Source organism: Streptomyces sp. WMMC500 (assembly GCF_027497195.1).
Lineage (GTDB): Bacteria > Actinomycetota > Actinomycetes > Streptomycetales > Streptomycetaceae > Streptomyces.
The window spans coordinates 1,490,854-1,509,803 of the sequence record NZ_CP114905.1; the positions used below are offsets into that span (position 1 = coordinate 1,490,854).

Genomic DNA, 18,950 nt, shown 5'->3' on the forward strand with positions numbered 1-18,950 from the left:
CAGTCCGGAACTCGGCGCCTCCCTGCACCTGGTGTGGGGCGCGCTCGCGGGCCTGGGCGCGGGCCTGCTGCTGCGCGGACCCGGGGCGGCGCGGCGGCTGGCCGGTCTGCTACCGCTGGGGCTGGCGATCGGGGCCGCACCGGCACCGTGGCGCCGGCGAGCTTCGCGGCCTGCTGCCTGCCGTGGACCGCGACGATCGCCGTCCGCTTCGCCCGCGCCCGCCGCGCCCTCTTCTACAGCGCACCTCACGAGCCAGAGGCCCTGCACCAGACGGTCGCCGAGGTGGCCCAACGCCTCAACGAGGTCAACCACGACCAAGCCTGGGATGCCACGCGCCTACGAGCCCACCTCAAGGCCGACCCCGTCGGCCGGACCGTGCGCCGCCGGCGCTGGCTGTACCTGATACCCCTGCTGCTCGCCGCCCCGGCGGTGCTGGCGCTCGGCGTCGGCTCGTACCCCCAGACCACCGACCTGCAGAACTGGTTCACCTCCGGCACCGGCCACACCCTGCTCCTGGCCTGCGCGATAGCCGCACTGGCCTGGCTGATCCTCCAGATGGTCCTGATGCTGCGCACCCGCCGCGCCATCAGCGACCTCCCTCAGGGCGAGCCGCTGACCCTGCTGCGCCTGCGGCTGTACGGCACCGGCGGCGCCCTCGCCGTCAGCGCGCTGCTGCTGGCCCTGCGCCTGAAGGGCTACGAGGCCGACGACACCATCGTCGACCCGGTCGTGGCGGCCACACTGTTCGCGGCGCTGATGGAAGCCCTCATGTGGGCCGGCATCGCCCTCGCCTCCGGCGGCCGCGCCCTCCTCGGCGGCAGCGCCGTCGCCCTCGCCAGCGCCGCGGGCGGGGGAGGAGACGCGGCTCGCCGCCCTTCACAGGCGTCTTCGAGCGGTGAGAGCGGGAAGCAGCCGCGTTCCGACCGTGCAGGCGCGCGGGCGTATTTTGAGAAGGGCACACCAGATGCTGCCGTAAATCTGGCGAAAAGAACACTCGGTGACGGCAATGTGCGTATTTTCAGCTAACGGTGGTGCGCGGTGAGCGACGGATTCTCTTACTGGTACCGGCAGACCTGGGACGCCCCGCGAGCGCTTCATATGCTCGATCTCCTCGACCGCGAGGGACTGCGGACGGCGAACCGGCACGGGTCTCATCACCACGCTCACCAGTGGACCCGACTCCTGGGGAGAGCAGGAGCCGATCAGCATGCGGGACCTGGGCCCGGCCGCCGGCCTGGTCCATGGGGCGGCACTCAGCCTCCAGCTTTGGGTCGATGCGGGGGCTGACGTCTACGTGCGCTTTCGGGCTCTGGTCGGTGGCGGTGCCGCCGTCGAGTTCGGCCTCGACGGGCTCGGTGACCAACTGGACCGGGTGGTGGATGCCCTCACACGTGCCGTGCACGACTCCTGGCAGGAAACGGTGGGCTATGTCATCGACCGCTATGGGCGCACCGAAGACACCGACTGGGACGGAGTCGTCCTCGGCCGCGGCGAACTGATCGACACCTGGCCCGAAGCAATGGCCGTCCGGGAACCGGTCGCCGCCCGGCATCCGCAACTTGCCGGGGCGGGCGGAGTGTCGTATCCGCCGCTCGTGGTGTTCGACCAGAAAGGGCCGGTCGGCACCGCGTCAGGCTGAGAGCCGGACGCGCGGTGCGGCGGGCGTCCGGGGGCGTCGGCGGTCTCATCCGAAGGCGCCCTCGCCGGGCCCGTTCCGCGCGGCGGGGTGTGGGGGGCCTGGGGGTGGTGGTACGGATGGCGTCGTGGAGTGGTTTTCGGCGGATGGGTACGGGCTGAGCCGGCTGGTGTTTCAGCGTGGGCTCGCCCTGCTATACGTCGTCGCCTTCGTCGCCGCGGCGCGGCAGTTCCGGCCGCTCATCGGTGCCCGCGGCATGCTGCCCGTGCCGCGGTTCACCGACCGGGTGCCCTTTCGGCGCGCGCCGAGTCTGTTCCAGTGGCGCTACTCCGACCGGCTGTTCGCCGCCGTCGCCTGGGGCGGTGCGGTCCTGGCCGCCGCGGTGGCCGGTGGGGCGGCGGACGCGGTGCCGTTGTGGGCGGCGATGCTGCTGTGGGCCGTGCTGTGGGCGCTGTATCTGTCGATCGTCAACGTCGGTCAGGCGTGGTACTCGTTCGGCTGGGAGTCGCTGCTGCTGGAGGCCGGGTTCCTCGCCGTCTTCCTCGGGAACGACACCGTGGGGCCGCCGGTGCTGGTGCTCTTCCTGCTGCGCTGGCTGCTGTTCCGGGTCGAGTTCGGTGCCGGGCTGATCAAGATGCGGGGCGACCGGTGCTGGCGGAATCTCACCTGTCTCTACTTCCATCATGAGACCCAGCCCATGCCCGGCCCCCTGAGCTGGTTCTTCCACCACCTGCCCCGCCCGCTCCACCGCGTCGAGGCCGCCGCCAACCACGTCGCCCAACTCGGTCTGCCGGTGCTGCTGTTCACGCCGCAGCCCGTCGCCACCTGGGCCGCCGCCGCCATCGTCGTCACCCAGCTCTGGCTGGTGCTCTCCGGCAACTTCGCCTGGCTCAACTGGATCACCATCGTCGTCGCCCTCACCGCCGTCGACGGTCGCCTGGTCGCCGACCTGACGCCGCTGAGCGAGCCGTCCGCACCCGCCGACCCGCCGCTGTGGTTCACGGTCGCCGTCTTCGCCGTGACCGCCCTCGTGCTGGCGCTGAGCTGGTGGCCCGCCCGCAACCTGCTCTCCCGGCGGCAGCGGATGAACGCCTCGTTCAACACCCTCCACCTCGTCAACACCTACGGCGCCTTCGGCAGCATCACCCGCGTACGCCACGAGATCGTCGTCGAGGGCACGGCGGACACCCGGCCCACCGAGGCGAGCGAGTGGCGGGAGTACGGGTTCAGGGGCAAGCCCGGCGATCCGCGGCGGCTGCCGCGGCAGTTCGCGCCGTACCATCTGCGGCTCGACTGGCTGATGTGGTTCGCCGCGCTCTCCCCCGTGTACGCGGAGCGGTGGTTCGGCGGCTTCCTGCACCGGCTGCTCGACGGGGACCGCGACACGCTCCGCCTGCTGCGCCACAACCCGTTCCCCGAGCGCCCGCCCGGCAGCGTGCGCGCCCGGCTGTTCCGGTACGAGTACACCGACTGGTCCGAGCTGCGCCGCACCGGCGCGTGGTGGCGGCGGGAGTTCGTCCGCGAGTACGCGCCGCCCGTCACCGCCCGCGAACGGGGCGGTCTCAGCCCGTGAACCCCTGCGGCCCCGGGCGGTGCCCCGGGCGGCGGAGCGCGCGGCCCCACCGGACCCCCGCGCCCTCACCTCCCACTTTCGCCGTCCCCGCCCCGCACCCCCGCGCGCCGCGCCATGCTGGACCCGCCACTCGTTCCCGACGAGCCGCCGGACGTGCGCCCTTCGCAGAGGTTCCGTGCAGAGGTGATGGAGGACCGCAGTTCAGCGGCCTCTTCGGGTACGGTCGCCGCGCCGGGCGCCCCACCGTCTGAGGAGAGAAGAGCGTTGCGCGAGTTCACCGTGCCTGCCCTGGCGGATGCGCCGAAGTCGGGGGGCCTGGCGGACGCGGTCTTCCAGCGGGCCGCGCAGGACCCCGGGCAGGTCGCCTTCGCCCGCAAGGTCGACGGCCGCTGGCGGGACGTGACGATCGGCACGTTCCGCGACGAGGTGCTCGCCCTCGCCAAGGGGCTGCTGGCCGCGGGGCTGCGGTTCGGCGACCGGGTGGGGATCATGTGCAGGACCCGCTACGAGTGGACGCAACTGGACTTCGCGCTCTGGTCGATCGGCGCCCAGCCCGTGCCCGTCTACCCGACCTCCGCGCCCGACCAGGCGTACTGGATGCTGCACGACGCCGGCGCCGTGGCCTGCGTCGTCGAGCACGCGGACCACGCCATGACCGTCGGCTCGGTGATCGACAAGCTGCCCCGGCTCACGATGCTCTGGCAGATCGACGAGGGCGCCCTCGACGAGCTGACCGAGGCCGGCGCGCACCTCGACGACGACGTGGTCGAGCGGCACCGCCTCGCCGTCACCCCGGACTCCCCCGCCACCGTCATCTACACCTCCGGCACCACCGGCCTGCCCCGCGGCTGCGAGCTGACCCACGCCAACTTCATGGCCGAGGCCGACAACATCCTGCTGCGCTACGAGGCCCTCTTCCGCCCGCACCACGGCGAGCCCGCCACCACCCTGCTCTTCCTCCCCCTCGCGCACGTCTTCGGGCGGATGATCCAGGTCACCGCGGTCCGCGGCGGCGTCAAGCTCGGCCACCAGCCGGACCCGTCGGCGCCGGTGCTGCTCGCCGACCTCAAGGCGTTCCGGCCCAGCCTCATCCTGGCCGTACCCCACATCCTGGAGAAGATCTACGCCGCCGCCCGCCGCAAGGCCGAGGCGGAGGGCCGGCTCGCCGTCTTCGAGAAGGCCGCCGACGTGGCCGTCCGGCACGCCCGGGCACGCGAGGAGGCGTCCTTCGACGCGGGCCGCGGGCCGAGCCCGGCGCTGCGGCTCGAACACCAGGTGTTCGACAAGCTGGTCTACGCCAAGATGCGCGCGGCGCTCGGCGGCCGGACGCGCTTCGTGTTCTCCGGCGGCTCGGCGATGCAGCGCCGGCTCGGGCTCTTCTTCGCCGGTGCGGGCATCGCCGTCATCGAGGGCTACGGCCTGACGGAGACCACCGCCGCCGCGGTCGCCAACCCGCCCGAGCGCCCCCGCTACGGCACGGTCGGCATCCCCATCCCCGGCATCACCGTCTACCTCGCCCCGGACGACGAGGTCTGGCTGCACGGCCCGCAGGTCTTCAGCGGCTACGTCGGCGACCGCCCCGGCTCCGGGCAGGCGCTGCGCGACGGATGGCTGGCCACCGGCGACCTGGGCAGTCTCGACGCGGACGGCTATCTGACGATCACCGGCCGGAAGAAGGAACTGCTGGTGACGTCGAACGGCAAGAGCGTCTCACCGGTGCCGCTGGAGGAGCGGGTGCGCCAGCATCCGCTGGTGTCGCAGTGCCTGGCGGTCGGCAACGACCGGCCGTACGTCGCCGCGCTGGTCACCCTGGACCCGGACGGCGTCGCGCACTGGCAGCTCATGCGCGGCCGGCCGTCGATGACGCCGTCCGAGCTGGTCCGGGACGGGGAGCTGGAGGCCGAGATCCGGCGGGCGGTGGTGGCGGCGAACACCCATGTGTCGCCGCCGGAGTCGATACGGACGTTCCGGATACTGGCCGTGCAGTTCACCGAGGAGCACGGGCTGCTGACGCCCTCGCTGAAGCTGAAGCGGAAGGCCATCGAGAAGGCGTACGCGAACGAGGTCGAGGCTCTCTACCGGACGTAGGCCCGTCCGGATGGTGATCGAGGGAATGCCGCGGCGGCCGATCGCGGTTAGCGTCGGGAGGGCGAACCGCCTGTACCGCCCGTACCGACTTTCTCGACGGATCCGACGAAGAGGGACACATCCCACGTGAGCACCGTTCCGACCATCACCCTCAACAACGGCGTCGCGATGCCGCAGCTCGGCTTCGGCGTCTGGCAGGTGCCCGACTCCGAGGCGGAGGCCACCGTGCGCACCGCGCTCGACGCCGGTTACCGGAGCATCGACACCGCGGCCATCTACGGGAACGAGGAGGGCACGGGCAAGGCCCTGGCCGAGTCCGGCGTCCCGCGCGAGGAACTGTTCGTCACCACCAAGCTGTGGAACTCCGACCACGGCTACGACGCCGCGCTGCGCGCGTTCGACGAGTCGCTGGGCCGGCTGGGCCTGGACCACGTCGACCTCTACCTCATCCACTGGCCGGCGCCGGCCAAGGACAAGTACCTGGACACCTGGCGGGCCCTGGAGAAGATCTACGCGGACGGGCGCGCCCGCGCCATCGGCGTGTCCAACTTCCACCCCTCCCATCTGCAGCGCGTCCTGGACGAGGGCACCGTCCCGCCCGCGCTGAACCAGGTCGAGCTGCACCCGGACTTCGCCCAGGCCGACGTGCGCGCCTTCCACGCCGCGCACGGCATCGCCACCGAGGCGTGGTCGCCGCTGGGCCAGGGCAAGGGGCTGCTGGACGAGCCCGTGCTGCGCGAGCTGGCCGGGAAGCACGGCCGCAGCCCGGCGCAGGTCGTGCTGCGCTGGCATCTGCAACTGGGCAACGTGGTCATCCCCAAGTCCGTCACGCCCTCGCGGATCCGGGAGAACATCGACGTCTTCGGTTTCGAGCTGGACGACGCCGACATGGCCAGCGTCGCGGGCCTGGACGCGGGCAACCGCATCGGCGACAACCCCGAAGACGTGAACTGACGCGCCCGCTCACCGCTCGCCGGTCGTCCCGCTCGGAACCGTTGCACCCGCAACGGGCGTCTGAAGGGGCGACCGGAAGTCGACGGCCGAGGGGGAATCGGATGGCTGCGCCGGCCGGACGTGCGCTCGACTGGGACGGCTGCTTCAACGTACGCGACCTCGGCGGACTGCCCGCGGCCGGTGCCCGGCGCACCGTCCGGGGCGCGCTGGTGCGCGCCGACTCCCTGGACCGGCTGTCCGCGGCGGGCTGGGCCGCGGTCGCCGACCACGGCATACGGACCGTGGTGGACCTGCGCAACGCCGCCGACCACGCCCCGGCGCACCCGCGCCCCGACGGGATCGGGCTCGTGCGGGTGCCGGTGGACGAGCTGGCGGGCGACGAGCGGTGGTTCCGGGAGTGGGGGGACGTCGAGGGGACGCCGCTGACCTTCGCCGCGTACCTGGAGCATTTCCCGGAGGTGCCGGCGGCGATCGTCGCCGCGGTCGCCGCGGCGCCGCCCGGCGGCGTCGTGGTGCACTGCGCGGCGGGCCGGGACCGTACCGGCTTCGCGTCGTTCCTGCTGCTGGCGCTCGCCGGCGTGTCCGCGGCGGACATCGCCGCCGACTACCTGCTCAGCGGGCCCAACCACCGGCGCGCCGCGGCGGCGCTCGGGCTCGCCGACGACACGGCGGAGACGGCCGGGATCCAGGCCCGCTCGGGCCGGACCGCCGCGCAGGTCATCGCCGAGACACACGCCGGCTTCGACCCGGCCGCTTATCTGGCCGCGGCCGGTGTGCCGGACGCGACGGTCGCGGCGGCGCGGGAGCGGCTGCTCGCCACGGCGTGAGCCGGCCGGCGGCGGGGCTCCCGGGTCTGCTCAGCTCGCGCCGTGCTCCGGTGCGACCGCCTCCACCCGGCGGGCGAGGTCGAAGTCCAGCTCGGTGACCCGGCCGCCCACGCTGTGGGTGTTGACCGAGAGATCGAGGGTGTTGTAGCCGAGCGTGAGCATCGCGTGGTGCCCGAGTTCCTCCTGGATCCGGGAGACCTCCGCGACCATCGCGGCGGCGGCCGGATGCGAGTCGAAGCGGTACGTACGCGTCAGCAGCTCGCCCTCGGCCACCGACCAGCCCGGCAGCCGGGCCAGCCGGTCCTGGGTGTCCTCGGGGGAAAGCGGTTCGACGGCCATGCGAGGTGCTCCCTTCGCGGCGGGGCGGTTCCCGCCCGACGGTACTCCGCGGCCCTCGGTTACCGTCGATGACATGACGATCCCCGGCCCGCCCGTCACCCCCGCCGCCGACGGCACGCCCCGCACCGGCGACCCGGCCGGCGCCCTGCTGCGAAGCTGGCGGGAGCGCCGCGGGCTGAGCCAACTGGAGCTGGCGCTGCGCGCGGACTCCTCGGCGCGCCACATCAGCTTCGTCGAGACCGGCCGGTCGCGGCCGAGCCGGGCGATGGTGCTCAAGCTCGCCGAGCACCTGGACATGCCGGTACGCGAGCGCAACGCGTTGCTCCTCGCCGCCGGCTACGCGCCGGCCTACCCCGAGACGCCGCTGGACGACCCGGCGCTGGCCGAGCTGCGCCAGGGCGTCGAACAGCTCGTCGCCGCACGAGCCGTTCCCGGCGGTGGTCGTGGACGGGGCGTACAACGTGGTGGCCGCCAACCGCGGCATCCTGCTGGTCCTCGACGAGGTGGCGGAGGAGCTGCTGCGCCCGCCCCTGAACGCGATGCGGCTGACGCTGCACCCCGACGGGCTGGCGAAGAAGATCCTCAACCTGCCGCAGTGGCGGGCCCATCTGCTGCACCAGATGGACCGTCAGCTCTCACTGGTCCGCTCGCCCGCGCTGAAGGAGCTGTACGACGAGGTGGCGGCCTATCCGCTCGCGCCGGAGGCGGGCGCCGAGGAGGTCGAGGAGGTCGGCGGGCGGGCCCCGTTCGCGCTGCCGCTGCGGGTCGCGCACGACGGGCACGTGCTGTCCTTCGTCTCCACCATCTCCACGTTCAACACGCCCATGGACGTGACGGTCTCGGAGCTTGCGCTCGAGACGCTGCTGCCCGCGGACCCGGAGACGACGAAGTACCTGCGCCAGCAGCTCGGCTCCTGACCCGCCGGCCCGCCCCGCCCCGGCGGCACGCCCCCGCGGCACGCACGGCGGGCCCCGGCCGCGGCGGGGGCAGGAGGCGGTGGCCGCGGGCGACGGGAGTGTCAGCCCCCGGGTCTAGAGTTCCGTCCCATGCCCTCAGCCACCGCGACGTACGCCTACCGCGACTCGTCCGCCTTCGACGCCGCCGTGCGCGCCCTCGCCCTGCAGACGAGCGGGGGACGCACCCCGGCCGGAGATGCCGCCCACCCCCGCTTCTTCGACGGGAACCTCACCGAACCCGGGGCCTCCGCCGCCGCGCTGCTCGCCGTCGCCGACGTGGCGGCCGCCCGCTACTACGACCCCCGGCGCACCGGGTCCGCGAGCCTCGATCCCGTGGTCACCGCCGGGGGCGGCGGGCTGCGGTTCGAGTCGTTCTCGGGCTGCTGCGGCGTGCACGCCCGGCTCGACGTGCCCCCGGCCGGACTGGACGGCGGGGACGTCGGCCGCGGCACCACGAACGTCGACGTCAACCTCCCGCTGCGGGACGCCCTCGGGCGGCTGACCGGAGGGGAGCCGCTCGGCCTCACCGTCGGGCCCGACGCGCTCGCCGTCCGGACGGGCGGCGGCCGGATCGTCGAGAAGAAGGTCCCGCTGCCCGACCGCTGGATCCGCGGCTTCGCCGAAACACCGCTGCTCACCTCCCGGTTCGACCTCCGCGCCGAGGTGACCGCGGCCGAGACGCTCCGCTTCCTGCGCACCCTGCCGCGGGCCGGTGCCGGCAACGCCGCCCGCGGCGCGGAGTGGGTCGTCGCCCACGGCGGGCGCCTGCGCAGCACGTCCCGGCCCGCGCCGGGGGCCGTGTGCCTGCCGGGGCCGCAGCGCCTCACCGCGCTGCGCCGCGTGCTGCGGCACGCCCGCGGCCTCCGCCTCTACGGGCCGCCGGTCACCGCCCGCAGCGGCACGCAGGCCGCGGCGTGGGAGATATCCCTCGCGGCCGGCCTGCGGCTGACGCTGACCCTGTCGCCCGAGACGGGCCGGGGGTTCTCCGGCGAGGGGGCGGTGCTGGACGATCTCGCCGGGCCCGACGTCGAGGCCGATGCCGAGCTGCTGTCCGTCCTCCTCGCCTGGGACTCCCAAATCGACACCGCCGGGCTGGCCGCCGAGGCGGGGCTGACGGTCGAGCGGACCCGCGCCGCGCTCACCCGCCTCGGGGTGGACGGCCGGGTGGGCTACGACGCCGCCACGGCCGCGTACTTCCACCGTGAGCTGCCGTTCGTCCCCGGCCGGGCCGAGGACCACAACCCGCGGCTGCGGACCGCGCGCGCGATCGTCGCCGCCGGCGGGGTGCGCCGCCTGGGCCCGGGCCTCGCGGAGGTCACGACCACCGACGGGCGCACGCACCGGGTGCGCGCCGACGCCGGAACCACCCGGGCGGCATCAGCGTGTACCTGCCAGTGGTGGGCCGAGCACCGGGGCCGCCGCGGGCCCTGCAGTCACGCCCTGGCCGTGCGCATCGCCCCGGACGACTCGGTGACCGGAGCGAACACCCCGGACAACACCGAAGCGGGCCACGGCCGCTGACCACCCGACACCTCCGCCCGACACCCCCCGCATCGACCCGCACCATGCACCGACTGCACCGCCGCACAAAGGAGTGCCGCCCCACATGTCCGACCACCCGCTGTTCACGCTCATCGACAGCGGGGACTACCTCGCTGTCCCCGATGCCCTGGCCGCCATGACCGCGGACGAGCGCCGCGCCGCCGTTCCCGAGCTGAAGGCCGCCCGCGCGTCACTCAGCAGGATCAGCCTGTGGACCTACGACGAACCGCGTCGCATCGCCGTCCAGCTCGCCGGCGCCGGGTGCCTCGAGAGCGTCCCGGCCGTCGCCGAGTGGCTGCTCAAGGGCAAGACCCGGGTCGCCTCCATACCGGGCTGGCGGCCCGACGAAGCCCTCGTCGCCTGTCTGTTCGCCGACGGGCCCGGCACCCGCGACACCGACTTCCAGGCCGAGTTGGTCCGCCGGATCGCCGACGGCCGCCTGGACGAGGGCACACTGCCGTACTACCGCCTGGCCGTCGAACTCATCCGGCGCTCCGGCTGCCCCGTCCCGGTCACCGACGCGTTCGTCCTCACGTGGGCACGGAAGGCGGCCAGCCGCTACAACCTGGACACCACTCCGCCGACCTGGGACGAGCGCCCGCTCGCCGTCATCCTCGGGGAAGACCGGTTCCTGCAGCACCTCACCCACCGGCTGTTCGAGATCGACGGGGTGCCGGGCTACGCGAACTCGGGCCCGTACGAGCGCGACGACCCGGACTACTCCTGGCCCGCCGCGCTCGCGGCGCTCGCCGCCGACGGCACCCTCGACGCCGGCCGCCTCCACGACGCCGTGCTCGCTTCGCTGGTCCGGGGCACCGGAGCCGCCGTGGACGTGCGGTTCCGGCTGTGGACGCTGGAGAAGCTCGCACCTTCGGCGGAGGAGTGCGCGCCGTACACGGACGACTACGTCCGTCTGCTGCTCGACGGCCCGTCCACCGTCGCCGCCCACGCCCAGCAGGTGCTCCGCGGGATCCTGGCGCCCGCCGCGGTCGTGGACGTGTCGCGCGACGCGCTGCTGCGCCCCGAGAAGAAGCTGGTCCGGGCCCAACTGGCCTGGCTGGACCAGGTCGTCCGGCGGGAGCCCGCGACCGCGGGCGCCGTGGTCGAGGTACTGACCGAGGCACGGGACTCGCTGGCGGACGCGGCGCTGCGGGAGCGGGTCGAGCGGCTGATCGCCCGTCACCTGCCGCGGAACGCCGAGGCTCCCGCGGCGGCCGCGGTCCCGGAGCGCGAACCCGACGTCGTCCCGCCCCCGCCGCCGAAGGCGGCGCGGCTGGACCGCCCGGTGGCCGACACCCCGGAGGACGTCGCGGCGGAGCTGCGCGTCTGGTGGCGCCGCCACCAGGACGACGGCCCGTTCGAGGACGCCCTGCTGGACCGCCTGGTCCGCCACGCCCACCGGGACCACGGGCAACTCGCGGCGGCGCTGCGGGAGGGGGTCGCCGATCTCCTCGACTGGTTCTCCCAGGCCGGGCACGAGCCGTGGAACCTCCTGGGGGTGGCCGCGGCCGTCTGCGGGGTGCCGTATCCGGGCACCGGGTCGGCGTTCGACACCATGGTGGAAATCCGCGGGCGGGAGCTGGTCGACCGGCTCCGAAACGGCGTCACGACCCCGTTCCTCCTGGCCACCGCCACCCACGACGACGGCACGATAGACCCGGCCGAACTCGTCGCGCGGATCGCCGAGTACGAGCGGCTGGGCGCCGAGCCGGGGCCGGTGGATCTGGCGCAGGCGCTGCTGCGGGCCGTACCGGAGGGCGGTGCGGACGCGCGCGCCGCCGCCGGGTCGCTCGCCTCGCCCGCGGGGCGCCGCCTCGCCGACCGGCTCCGGACGGGCGGAGGGAGCGCGGATCCGGCCGCCTACCCCGAGCCGTTCGCCACCCTGCTGGCCGGGCCCGGCCCCACGGAGGGACGCAGCCCGGTCCACGGGCGGTCGGTGTTCCCCTGCCGTCCGGAGGACCTCCCGTGCGACCCGGACGTCCAGGCCGACTGGGCGTGGTATCTCACGCGCCGCAGCGGGGCCCGCATGGACTGCCGGACCCTGGAGCGGCTTGCGGCGCTGCCCGGCCACAAGGGCGAGGCGATGCACCGCGCCCTGGCCGAGGGACTGAACGAGGACCGCCGTGAGGACCGGGCCGCCGCGGTGGACGCGGTGGTCGTCATGGTCTCGCGCGGGGAGTTGGACCCGGCGGGGCTTGCCGCGGCCCTCGGTGAGCTGACGGTGCCGATGGCCTCTCGCCTCGCGTCCGCGCTCGGCGACGCCTCGGCGGCGGTGGGCGCCAGGGCGGTGTGGCCCGTGGTCTCGGGGCTCCTGCCGCGGCTGCTGCCGTCCGGCGCGGGTCTCCGCGGCCTGAGCGATCTGCTGGCGCTGGCAACGGACCTCGCCCCCCGCGCCGGCGCGGAGGGCGGGATACCCGGCCTGGCGGAGGTGGCGTCCCGGCCGCCGAAGTCCCGCCTGGTGAAGGAGGCACGCCGGCTGCACGGCGTCCTGCCCGGCTGACGCCGGGCCGGGGGCACCGCGGTGCCCCCGGCCGGCGCCCGTGATTACTCCCGTACGCCTTCATATACCTGTCATGCGCCATTGTTTGACGCAGGTATCGCCGGAGTCCGAGGATCAGCGGCATCTGCCGGTCTCCCGATGTGCCGGCGTCCGAAGGGAGTCCGCCTTGGTCGGCCGCCGCGACGTCCTCGCAGGATCGGCACTCACGCTCGGTGCCGGCGCGTTATCGGTCTCGGTCGGCGGGACCCACCCGCGGTCGGCGGCCGCACAGCCCGCCCGGCCCCCGGGCGGCGCCCCGAACGTCATCGTGATCCTCATGGACGACCTGGGCTACGGCGACCTCGGCTGCTACGGCCACCCGCTGATCCGCACCCCGCATCTGGACCGGCTCGCCCGCCAGGGCACCCGCTTCACCCAGGGCTACAGCGGCGCCCCCGTGTGCAGCCCGTCGCGCGCCGCGCTGCTCACCGGCCGCGTGCCCCCGCGCACGGGCATCCCCGACGTGCTGAGCCGGGACGACCCGCACGGGCTGGCCACGCGGGAGCGGACCCTCCCCGAGTACCTGCGCTCCGCGGGTTACGTGACCGCGGCGATCGGCAAGTGGCACCTCGGCCGGCTCGACGAACACCACCCGGCGCGGCACGGCTTCGACTCCTTCTTCGGCGTCGACGCGATGTACACGGCGGACACGTACCCCACCGAGGTCTGGCGCGACGGGGAACCCGTGGAGATCCTGCGCAGCGACGCCGACCTGGCGACGCTCACCCGGCGCTTCACCGACGAGGCCGTCGACGTGATCGACCGCGCCGGGAACCGGCCGTTCTTCCTCTACCTCACCGAGACCATGCCCCACCTGCCGCTCGCCGTCGAGCCGGAGTTCGCGGGCCGCTCCCGCGGCGGCCTCTACGGCGACGCCGTCGAGTCCGTCGACCACCACCTGGGCCGCCTCTTCGACGCGCTGGCCGACCGCGGCCTCGACCGGGACACCCTGATCATCGTGACCAGCGACAACGGCCCCTGGTTCGAGGGCTCGTCCGGCGGGCTGCGCTCGCGGAAGTTCGAGGTCTTCGAGGGCGGCGTGCGGGTGCCGTTCCTCGCCCGCTGGACGGGCACCGTGCCGCGCGGCCGGGAGTCGGACGACGTGGTCTCGTTCCTCGACCTGCTGCCGACCGTGTGCTCCCTCGCCGGCGTCGAACCGGAGCCGGGCGTGGCGCTGGACGGCACCGACCTCACGGCGACGCTGCGCGGCGCCCGGCTGCGGGAGCGCGCGCCGGTGCCGTTCTTCCTCGGCGCGCGGGCCGCGGCCGTACGCGACGGACGGTGGAAGCTGCACGTCCGCCGGCGCGGCTCGGACCAGCGCTATCTGCCGGAGCTGTACGACCTCGACGCGGACCCGCGGGAGTCGGTGAACCTGACGGCCCGGCAGCCGGAAGTGACCGCGCGGCTGCGGGAGTTCCTGACGGCGCTGGAGGAGGACATCGCGCGCGAGCAGCGCCCGCCGGTGGCGCTCGCCGCAGACCTGCCGCTGTTGGCCGGCCGCCCCGCCACCGTACGGGTACGGCTGACACGCGCGCTGCGCCCCGGCGGCGAGCCCGTCGCGGAGGTCACGGTCTCGCTGACGGCGCCCGACGGCTGGGCCACGACGACCGTGCGGCAGGTCGTGGACCTCGACACCGAGCCGGTGCTCGACGTCGAGGTCACCCCGCCCGCCGCGGTCGGCGCCCCCGCGGGGCGGCTGGCGACGTACGAACTGACGCCGCGCGCCGAGGTCGACGGGCGGACGGTGCCGGGCGAGCCGGTGCGGGTGTACGCCGTGCCGCACGGCGACGACGTCGCCCTCGCGCTCGACGCCGGCCCGGCCGGTTCCCCGGTCACCCCCTCCTACCGCGCGCTGACCCCGGACTCCTCCTGGGCGGAGACCGCCGGCTACGGCTGGGCGGGCGGGACCCCGGCGCCCCTGTCCCGCGACCGCGGCGCCCCGGACGTGCTGCGCCGCGACATGGTCAACAACCAGCCGGCGGCGCTGCTCCGGCTGCGCCTGCCCGCGGGCCCGCGCACGATCTCCGTGCTGCGCGGCGACGACGGGTACGCCACCCCCGGGATCGTCGTCGCGGCGGACGGGACCGAGGTGATCGCGCCCGGCCCGCAGGTGCCGGCGGGCGCGTACCAGTGGGAGGAGTTCACCCTCGACGGCGGCGACTCGGGCCGGGTGACCGAACTGCGCGTCAGCGCGCCGGACACTGCGAACTGGAAGATCGTGGCGCTGCTGGTGCGCTGACGGCGCTACGGGCCGCCGCCCCGGCGAGCACCGGGGCGGCGGCCCGTACGTCCTGGGCGGTCAGCGCCCGGACGCGGCCCGTACGCCGCGGAGCAGCCCGTACTGCACGACCGCGAAGCCCAGCACCACCGCGGCCTGCAGCGGGATCCACACGTACCCCGCGGTCGTCGGGTCGAGGACGCCGGCGACGAGGACGACGACGCTCGCCACCGCCCACGCGACGTTGACGTCGACGACCAGCGCCACCAGCCCCGCGGGCGGCACGGGCTTGCGGGCGATCCAGGCGACGTCGAGGGCGTAGACGACGAGCGCCGCGCCGAGTACGAGCAGCAGCCCGCGGTCCACGCCGAGCAGGTCGGAGACGGGGCCGGAGAGCGCCAGGTACACCAGCCCGTTGGCGCCGGTGACGACGGAGTCGAGCCCCAGGCAGCGGCGGAGCGTGATCTGCGGGGCGGTGGCGGCGGTCGGGGAGACGGCTGCGGACATGACGGATCACCCTCCGAACGACATCGAGACAGGTCAGTGCCGGAACTGAGCCGGAACCCGGGCCGGAGTGCGCCGGTCCGGGCCCCGCTACCCCCACGGTGCCCGCCCCGGCCCGCGGCGTCGATTACCACCGGGGTAATGCGGCCGTGCGCGGCGGGCGCGGGCGTCCGACCTGCGGGGCTATTGCGGTGTCGCGTCCCTGGCTCTACGTTTCCCGAAGCGGCCCGCGCCGGGCCGGAGACGAGACGGCGATGGAACTGGAACTGCGGCATCTCAAGCTCGTGCGCACCATCGCCGAGACGGGGAGCCTCACGCGGGCCGGCGGCCGGCTCGGTCTTGCGCAGTCGGCGATCAGCGCGCAGCTCAAGCGCATCGAACGGGCCCTGGGCGGTCCGCTGTTCGTACGCGACCGGGCGGGGGCCCGGCCCACCGCGCTCGGGGAGTTGGTGCTCGACCGGGCGCAGGTGCTGCTGCCCGCGGTGCGGGAGTTGCAGGAGGAGGCGGTGCGGTTCGCCAACGCCTGGGAGGACCTGCACCGGTTCCGGCTCGGGGGTACGCACGGCCCGCTGCTGGGTGCGCTGGTGGACCGGCTGGCGGCGCTGCATCCGGACGAGCCGGTGAGCACGTACACCTCGTGGTCGGTGCAGGAGATCAGCGAGATGGCGTCTTCGGGCCGGCTGGACTTCGCGCTGATCGGGGTCTGCGGCGAGAGCCCGCCGCCGGCCTCGGAGCTCCAGTGGCGGCTCGTGGGCACGGACCCGGTGTACTTCATGCTGGCCGAGGACCACCCGGCGGCGGACGAACCGGAGCTGGAGCTGGGCCGGTTCCGCACGGAGCGGTGGACGACGGTGCCCGGCGAGGGGTGCTTCGGGGACTGCTTCTCCGCGGCGTGTGCGCGGGCCGGGTTCACGCCGACGCCGATCCTGGAGACCGACACCGTCTCGTGCGCCCACCTGGTGCAGGTCGGCCGCGCGGTGGGGCTGTGCCGGGCGACCATGCCGCCGACGCCGGGGATCACCACCGTGCCGATCTCGGGGACGCCGCTGAGCTGGCGGCACCTCATCGGCTGGCACCCGGAGTCGCCGGCGGCGGGCACCGCGCCCGCGGTGGTGATGTACGCGCGGGCGGCGCACGCGGAGGCGGCGCGGCGCAACCCGGTCTACGCGAAGTGGCTGGCCGCGAACCCCGCGTACGGCACCGCCGGCTGACCGGCCGCGCGGCCCGGTTCACCCCGCCTGCCGGCTCCCCGCCACCTGGTCGGCGCGCACCTCGGCCGCCGCCCGGCGCACGACCGGCCCACCGCACTCGCCGATCCACCGGCGCAGCACCCGGTGCACCGACTCCGCGCCCGCCAGTGTCTCCCCCGCCGGCACCGGCGGCGTCAGTCCCTCGGGCCAGAACAGGAACGCCCGGCTCTGCTCGCCGCCGAGGCCGCCGTGCGAGCCGATCTGGTCCTCGAAGGCGTGCACGGTGCCGGTCGCCGGGTCGTACGAGGAGTTGACCATGATGTCCGGAGCGTGCCGGAAGCGGGCGGTGCGCAGCACCGTCTCGGCGGCGCCCGGACCGAAGGGCAGCAGCGGGTCGATGCCGATGACCTTGCCGGTCTCCAGGTGGTGCTCCGCGCCGTCCGCGCCGAGGACCACCGGCCCGTGCTCCTCGGAGCGCACCAGCACGAAGCCCACCCCGGGGTGCTCCGTCAGCGCCGGCAGCAGCGCCGGGTGGCGACGCTCGATCGTCTCCCGGCCGGCGACGCCGGGCAGTTCGGGGAAGGACACCAGCCCCAGGTTCCCGGAGCCGAGCACCACCGGCTCCAGGCCGCGCCGCTCCCTGCCGTCGTGCACGTCCTCGGAGCGCTCCGGCCGGCGCAGCGCGGCACGGGCGGCGGTGCGCGCCTCGGCGCCGCTCCTGGTCCTGCCGGCCCGCCGCGAGACCGGGAGGCCGCAGCCGGCGCGTACCAGATCCTGGAGCGTGAGGCCGTACGTGTCGGCGAACGTGGGGCCGTGGCTCTGGCCGTGGTCCGACAGCAGCACGATGCGGTACGGGCGCGGGGCGTGCTCGGCGGCCTTGGCGACGAGCGCGATCGAGCGGTCGATGCGGCGCAGCACCTGCTGGGCGTCGCGGTGGTGCGGCCCCGTGTAGTGGGCCACTTCGTCGTACGCGACGAGGTCGGCGTACACCGCCGTGCGCCCCGCGAGCATGTCCCCTATGACGGCGGCCACGACGACGTCCCGGGAGACGACGGTGGCGAAGGCGCGGATGAAGGGGTACAGCCCGCCCCGGCCGACCCGCGGAGTCTCCCGGCGCAGCCGGGAGCGCAGCGACTGGAACACCTCGCGGCCGGCCTCGGCGACGAAGGAGGCGAAGGTGCGGGAGGCGTTGGCGGGGTCGGAGAAGTAGGCGAAGTACCCGGCGCGGGAGCGGGTCTTCTTCTTCCGCCGGACCGCCACCGACAGCACCAGGGCGAGTTGCGTGGCGCCGCCGGTGAACAGGTTGCCGCGGCTGGCGGTGTCGCCGGGCGCGCCGGTGGCCAGCAGCCCGCCGGGCACGGCCGGGTCCGAGGCGGCGCGGGCGGCGGCCCGGCGCTCCAGCTCCAGCGCGGTGGAGGGGTGGCTGCAGACCTTCACCTCGCCGGTCTCCTTCTCGTACCAGCGGAAGGCGGGGACGTCCTCGTTGGTGCCGTGCAGGATGCCGAGCTGGCTGGCGCCGGTCTGGCTGGACCAGTCGGTGCGCCAGGGGATGAGCCGGTGGCTGGTGCCGTGCCAGGAGGCGACGGTCTCCATCACCGGCGGCAGCCGGTGCGCGAGCAGCCGCTGGCCGCCGAGGCTGCGCCCGCCGGCGCGCTCGCGCTCCTGCAGCGCGTCGTGCAGCACGTCGTGGCCGACGCCGTCGAGCTGGAGGAAGACGATGCCGGGGGCGGCGTCCGGGGACACCGCAGGGGCACCGCGGCGGTACGCGAGCCGGGCGAGCCGGCGGCGGTAGGCGCCGTCGTCGCGGACGGTGAGCGCGGTGCTGGTGGCCGAGGACGCGGCGGACATCACCGCGGCGACGACGACGGCGGTCTCCGGGTTGGCCTCGCCGCTGCCGGTGGGGTTGAGGCTGAGGGCGATCAGCAGCAGGGAGCCGTTGAGGAAGAAGACGAGCAGGCCGAGCACGAACGCGGGCACCAGCAGCAGGGCCCGCACGAGCACGGGCCACACCAGCGCGGAGAGCACGCCGAAGACGCCGGCGCCGACGGCGGCGGTGACGGCGATGCGGGTGGCGCTGTCGCCGTCGGGCGACTGGAGCCGGAAGTCGGGCAGGGCGCCGGCGAGGATGAGCATGGTGACCGTGCCGACGGCCCACACGACGACGATCCGGCCGAGGCCGCGGGCGGCGGCGCGCCTGCCCTTGCGCGTGGTCGCGGCCCGCAGGGCCGTGAGGCCCGCGCGCGGGTCGGGGTCGGGGTCGGGACCGGGTTCCGGTTCCGTACGGTCCTCGCGATCCGGTTCGGTGCGGTCCGCCCGGTCCCATTCGGTGCGGAAGCGGGCGTCCGCGTCCGTACGCTCCCCGGCGTGCGGCGGCCCGGACCGCGCGTCCGGGCCGGGCCCCGTCCCCTCCCCGGCGTCCTCCCCGGACCCGGGCTCCTCCCCCTGCCCGGTGCCCTCGCCGGGCGCCTTCCGCGGCTCCGCCATGCGCTCTCTCACCTCCGCTCCTGTCGTACCAGCCTTCCACAGCCGGACGGCAGGCGACTTCGCCCGGCCCCGCGGCACCGTACGAGGCACGTGCGACGCC

The 18,950-nt window shown here is 74.8% G+C and carries 13 protein-coding genes and 1 pseudogene; 11 read left to right on the forward strand and 3 right to left on the reverse strand.

What is annotated here, in order from left to right; translation table 11 throughout:
* Nucleotides 1-147: 147 nt before the first annotated feature.
* The 6 genes from O7599_RS05970 (at nucleotide 148) to O7599_RS05995 (ending at nucleotide 7,078) form a co-directional block, all read left to right on the forward strand.
* The gene (locus O7599_RS05970) at nucleotides 148-1,026 is read left to right on the forward strand and encodes a hypothetical protein (RefSeq protein ID WP_281621044.1); all 879 of its coding nucleotides are present in this window, start codon (nucleotides 148-150) and stop codon (nucleotides 1,024-1,026) included.
* 181 nt (nucleotides 1,027-1,207) lie between these two features.
* Complete coding sequence (locus tag O7599_RS05975) at nucleotides 1,208-1,639, forward strand: hypothetical protein (RefSeq protein WP_281621045.1); 432 nt, start codon at nucleotides 1,208-1,210, stop codon at nucleotides 1,637-1,639.
* Nucleotides 1,640-1,763: 124 nt separating this feature from the next.
* The gene (locus O7599_RS05980) at nucleotides 1,764-3,209 is read left to right on the forward strand and encodes a lipase maturation factor family protein (protein WP_281621046.1); all 1,446 of its coding nucleotides are present in this window, start codon (nucleotides 1,764-1,766) and stop codon (nucleotides 3,207-3,209) included.
* A gap of 264 nt (nucleotides 3,210-3,473) precedes the next feature.
* The gene (locus tag O7599_RS05985; RefSeq protein WP_281621047.1) at nucleotides 3,474-5,297 is read left to right on the forward strand and encodes a long-chain fatty acid--CoA ligase; all 1,824 of its coding nucleotides are present in this window, start codon (nucleotides 3,474-3,476) and stop codon (nucleotides 5,295-5,297) included.
* A 126-nt stretch (nucleotides 5,298-5,423) separates the two neighbouring features.
* Nucleotides 5,424-6,251 carry an aldo/keto reductase gene (locus tag O7599_RS05990; protein WP_281621048.1) on the forward strand — a complete coding sequence of 276 codons (828 nt, stop codon included), beginning with the start codon at nucleotides 5,424-5,426 and terminating at the stop codon, nucleotides 6,249-6,251.
* Between the two features lie 101 nt (nucleotides 6,252-6,352).
* Nucleotides 6,353-7,078: a tyrosine-protein phosphatase gene (locus O7599_RS05995; RefSeq protein WP_281621049.1), complete on the forward strand. Its 726-nt coding sequence runs from the start codon at nucleotides 6,353-6,355 to the stop codon at nucleotides 7,076-7,078.
* Nucleotides 7,079-7,108: 30 nt separating this feature from the next.
* On the opposite strand, the gene O7599_RS06000 is transcribed toward O7599_RS05995, so the two are convergent.
* A complete protein-coding gene (locus O7599_RS06000) occupies nucleotides 7,109-7,417 on the reverse strand; it encodes a 4a-hydroxytetrahydrobiopterin dehydratase (protein ID WP_281621050.1) in 309 nt (102 codons plus the stop codon).
* A 73-nt stretch (nucleotides 7,418-7,490) separates the two neighbouring features.
* On the opposite strand from O7599_RS06000, the pseudogene O7599_RS06005 reads away from it, so the two are divergent.
* From O7599_RS06005 to O7599_RS06020, 4 genes and pseudogenes are all read left to right on the forward strand, one after another.
* Nucleotides 7,491-8,334, forward strand: a pseudogene (locus tag O7599_RS06005) (helix-turn-helix transcriptional regulator).
* A gap of 129 nt (nucleotides 8,335-8,463) precedes the next feature.
* Nucleotides 8,464-9,894 carry an SWIM zinc finger family protein gene (locus tag O7599_RS06010; protein ID WP_281621051.1) on the forward strand — a complete coding sequence of 477 codons (1,431 nt, stop codon included), beginning with the start codon at nucleotides 8,464-8,466 and terminating at the stop codon, nucleotides 9,892-9,894.
* Nucleotides 9,895-9,979: 85 nt separating this feature from the next.
* Complete coding sequence (locus tag O7599_RS06015) at nucleotides 9,980-12,415, forward strand: DUF6493 family protein (protein ID WP_281621052.1); 2,436 nt, start codon at nucleotides 9,980-9,982, stop codon at nucleotides 12,413-12,415.
* A gap of 166 nt (nucleotides 12,416-12,581) precedes the next feature.
* The gene (locus tag O7599_RS06020) at nucleotides 12,582-14,693 is read left to right on the forward strand and encodes a sulfatase-like hydrolase/transferase (RefSeq protein WP_281621053.1); all 2,112 of its coding nucleotides are present in this window, start codon (nucleotides 12,582-12,584) and stop codon (nucleotides 14,691-14,693) included.
* Nucleotides 14,694-14,753: 60 nt separating this feature from the next.
* Here the strand turns inward: O7599_RS06020 and O7599_RS06025 are convergent, their stop codons facing one another.
* Nucleotides 14,754-15,179 carry a hypothetical protein gene (locus O7599_RS06025; RefSeq protein WP_281621054.1) on the reverse strand — a complete coding sequence of 142 codons (426 nt, stop codon included), beginning with the start codon at nucleotides 15,177-15,179 and terminating at the stop codon, nucleotides 14,754-14,756.
* A gap of 251 nt (nucleotides 15,180-15,430) precedes the next feature.
* On the opposite strand from O7599_RS06025, the gene O7599_RS06030 reads away from it, so the two are divergent.
* Entirely contained in the window at nucleotides 15,431-16,387 is a 957-nt protein-coding gene (locus O7599_RS06030; RefSeq protein WP_281621055.1) for a LysR family transcriptional regulator, read from the forward strand.
* Between the two features lie 18 nt (nucleotides 16,388-16,405).
* Here O7599_RS06030 and O7599_RS06035 read toward each other — a convergent pair whose 3' ends face one another.
* A complete protein-coding gene (locus tag O7599_RS06035) occupies nucleotides 16,406-18,850 on the reverse strand; it encodes a phage holin family protein (protein WP_281621056.1) in 2,445 nt (814 codons plus the stop codon).
* Nucleotides 18,851-18,950: the final 100 nt, after the last annotated feature.

What these genes read in the sequence shown, in the direction of transcription:
- O7599_RS05975 (WP_281621045.1), top strand. Translation starts at nt 1,208, where the DNA reads ATGCGGGACCTGGGCCCGGCCGCCGGCCTGGTCCATGGGGCGGCACTC.
- O7599_RS05995 (WP_281621049.1), top strand. Translation starts at nt 6,353, where the DNA reads ATGGCTGCGCCGGCCGGACGTGCGCTCGACTGGGACGGCTGCTTCAAC.
- O7599_RS06000 (WP_281621050.1), bottom strand. Translation starts at nt 7,417, where the DNA reads ATGGCCGTCGAACCGCTTTCCCCCGAGGACACCCAGGACCGGCTGGCC.
- O7599_RS06010 (WP_281621051.1), top strand. Translation starts at nt 8,464, where the DNA reads ATGCCCTCAGCCACCGCGACGTACGCCTACCGCGACTCGTCCGCCTTC.
- O7599_RS06015 (WP_281621052.1), top strand. Translation starts at nt 9,980, where the DNA reads ATGTCCGACCACCCGCTGTTCACGCTCATCGACAGCGGGGACTACCTC.
- O7599_RS06025 (WP_281621054.1), bottom strand. Translation starts at nt 15,179, where the DNA reads ATGTCCGCAGCCGTCTCCCCGACCGCCGCCACCGCCCCGCAGATCACG.
- O7599_RS06030 (WP_281621055.1), top strand. Translation starts at nt 15,431, where the DNA reads ATGGAACTGGAACTGCGGCATCTCAAGCTCGTGCGCACCATCGCCGAG.
- O7599_RS06035 (WP_281621056.1), bottom strand. Translation starts at nt 18,850, where the DNA reads ATGGCGGAGCCGCGGAAGGCGCCCGGCGAGGGCACCGGGCAGGGGGAG.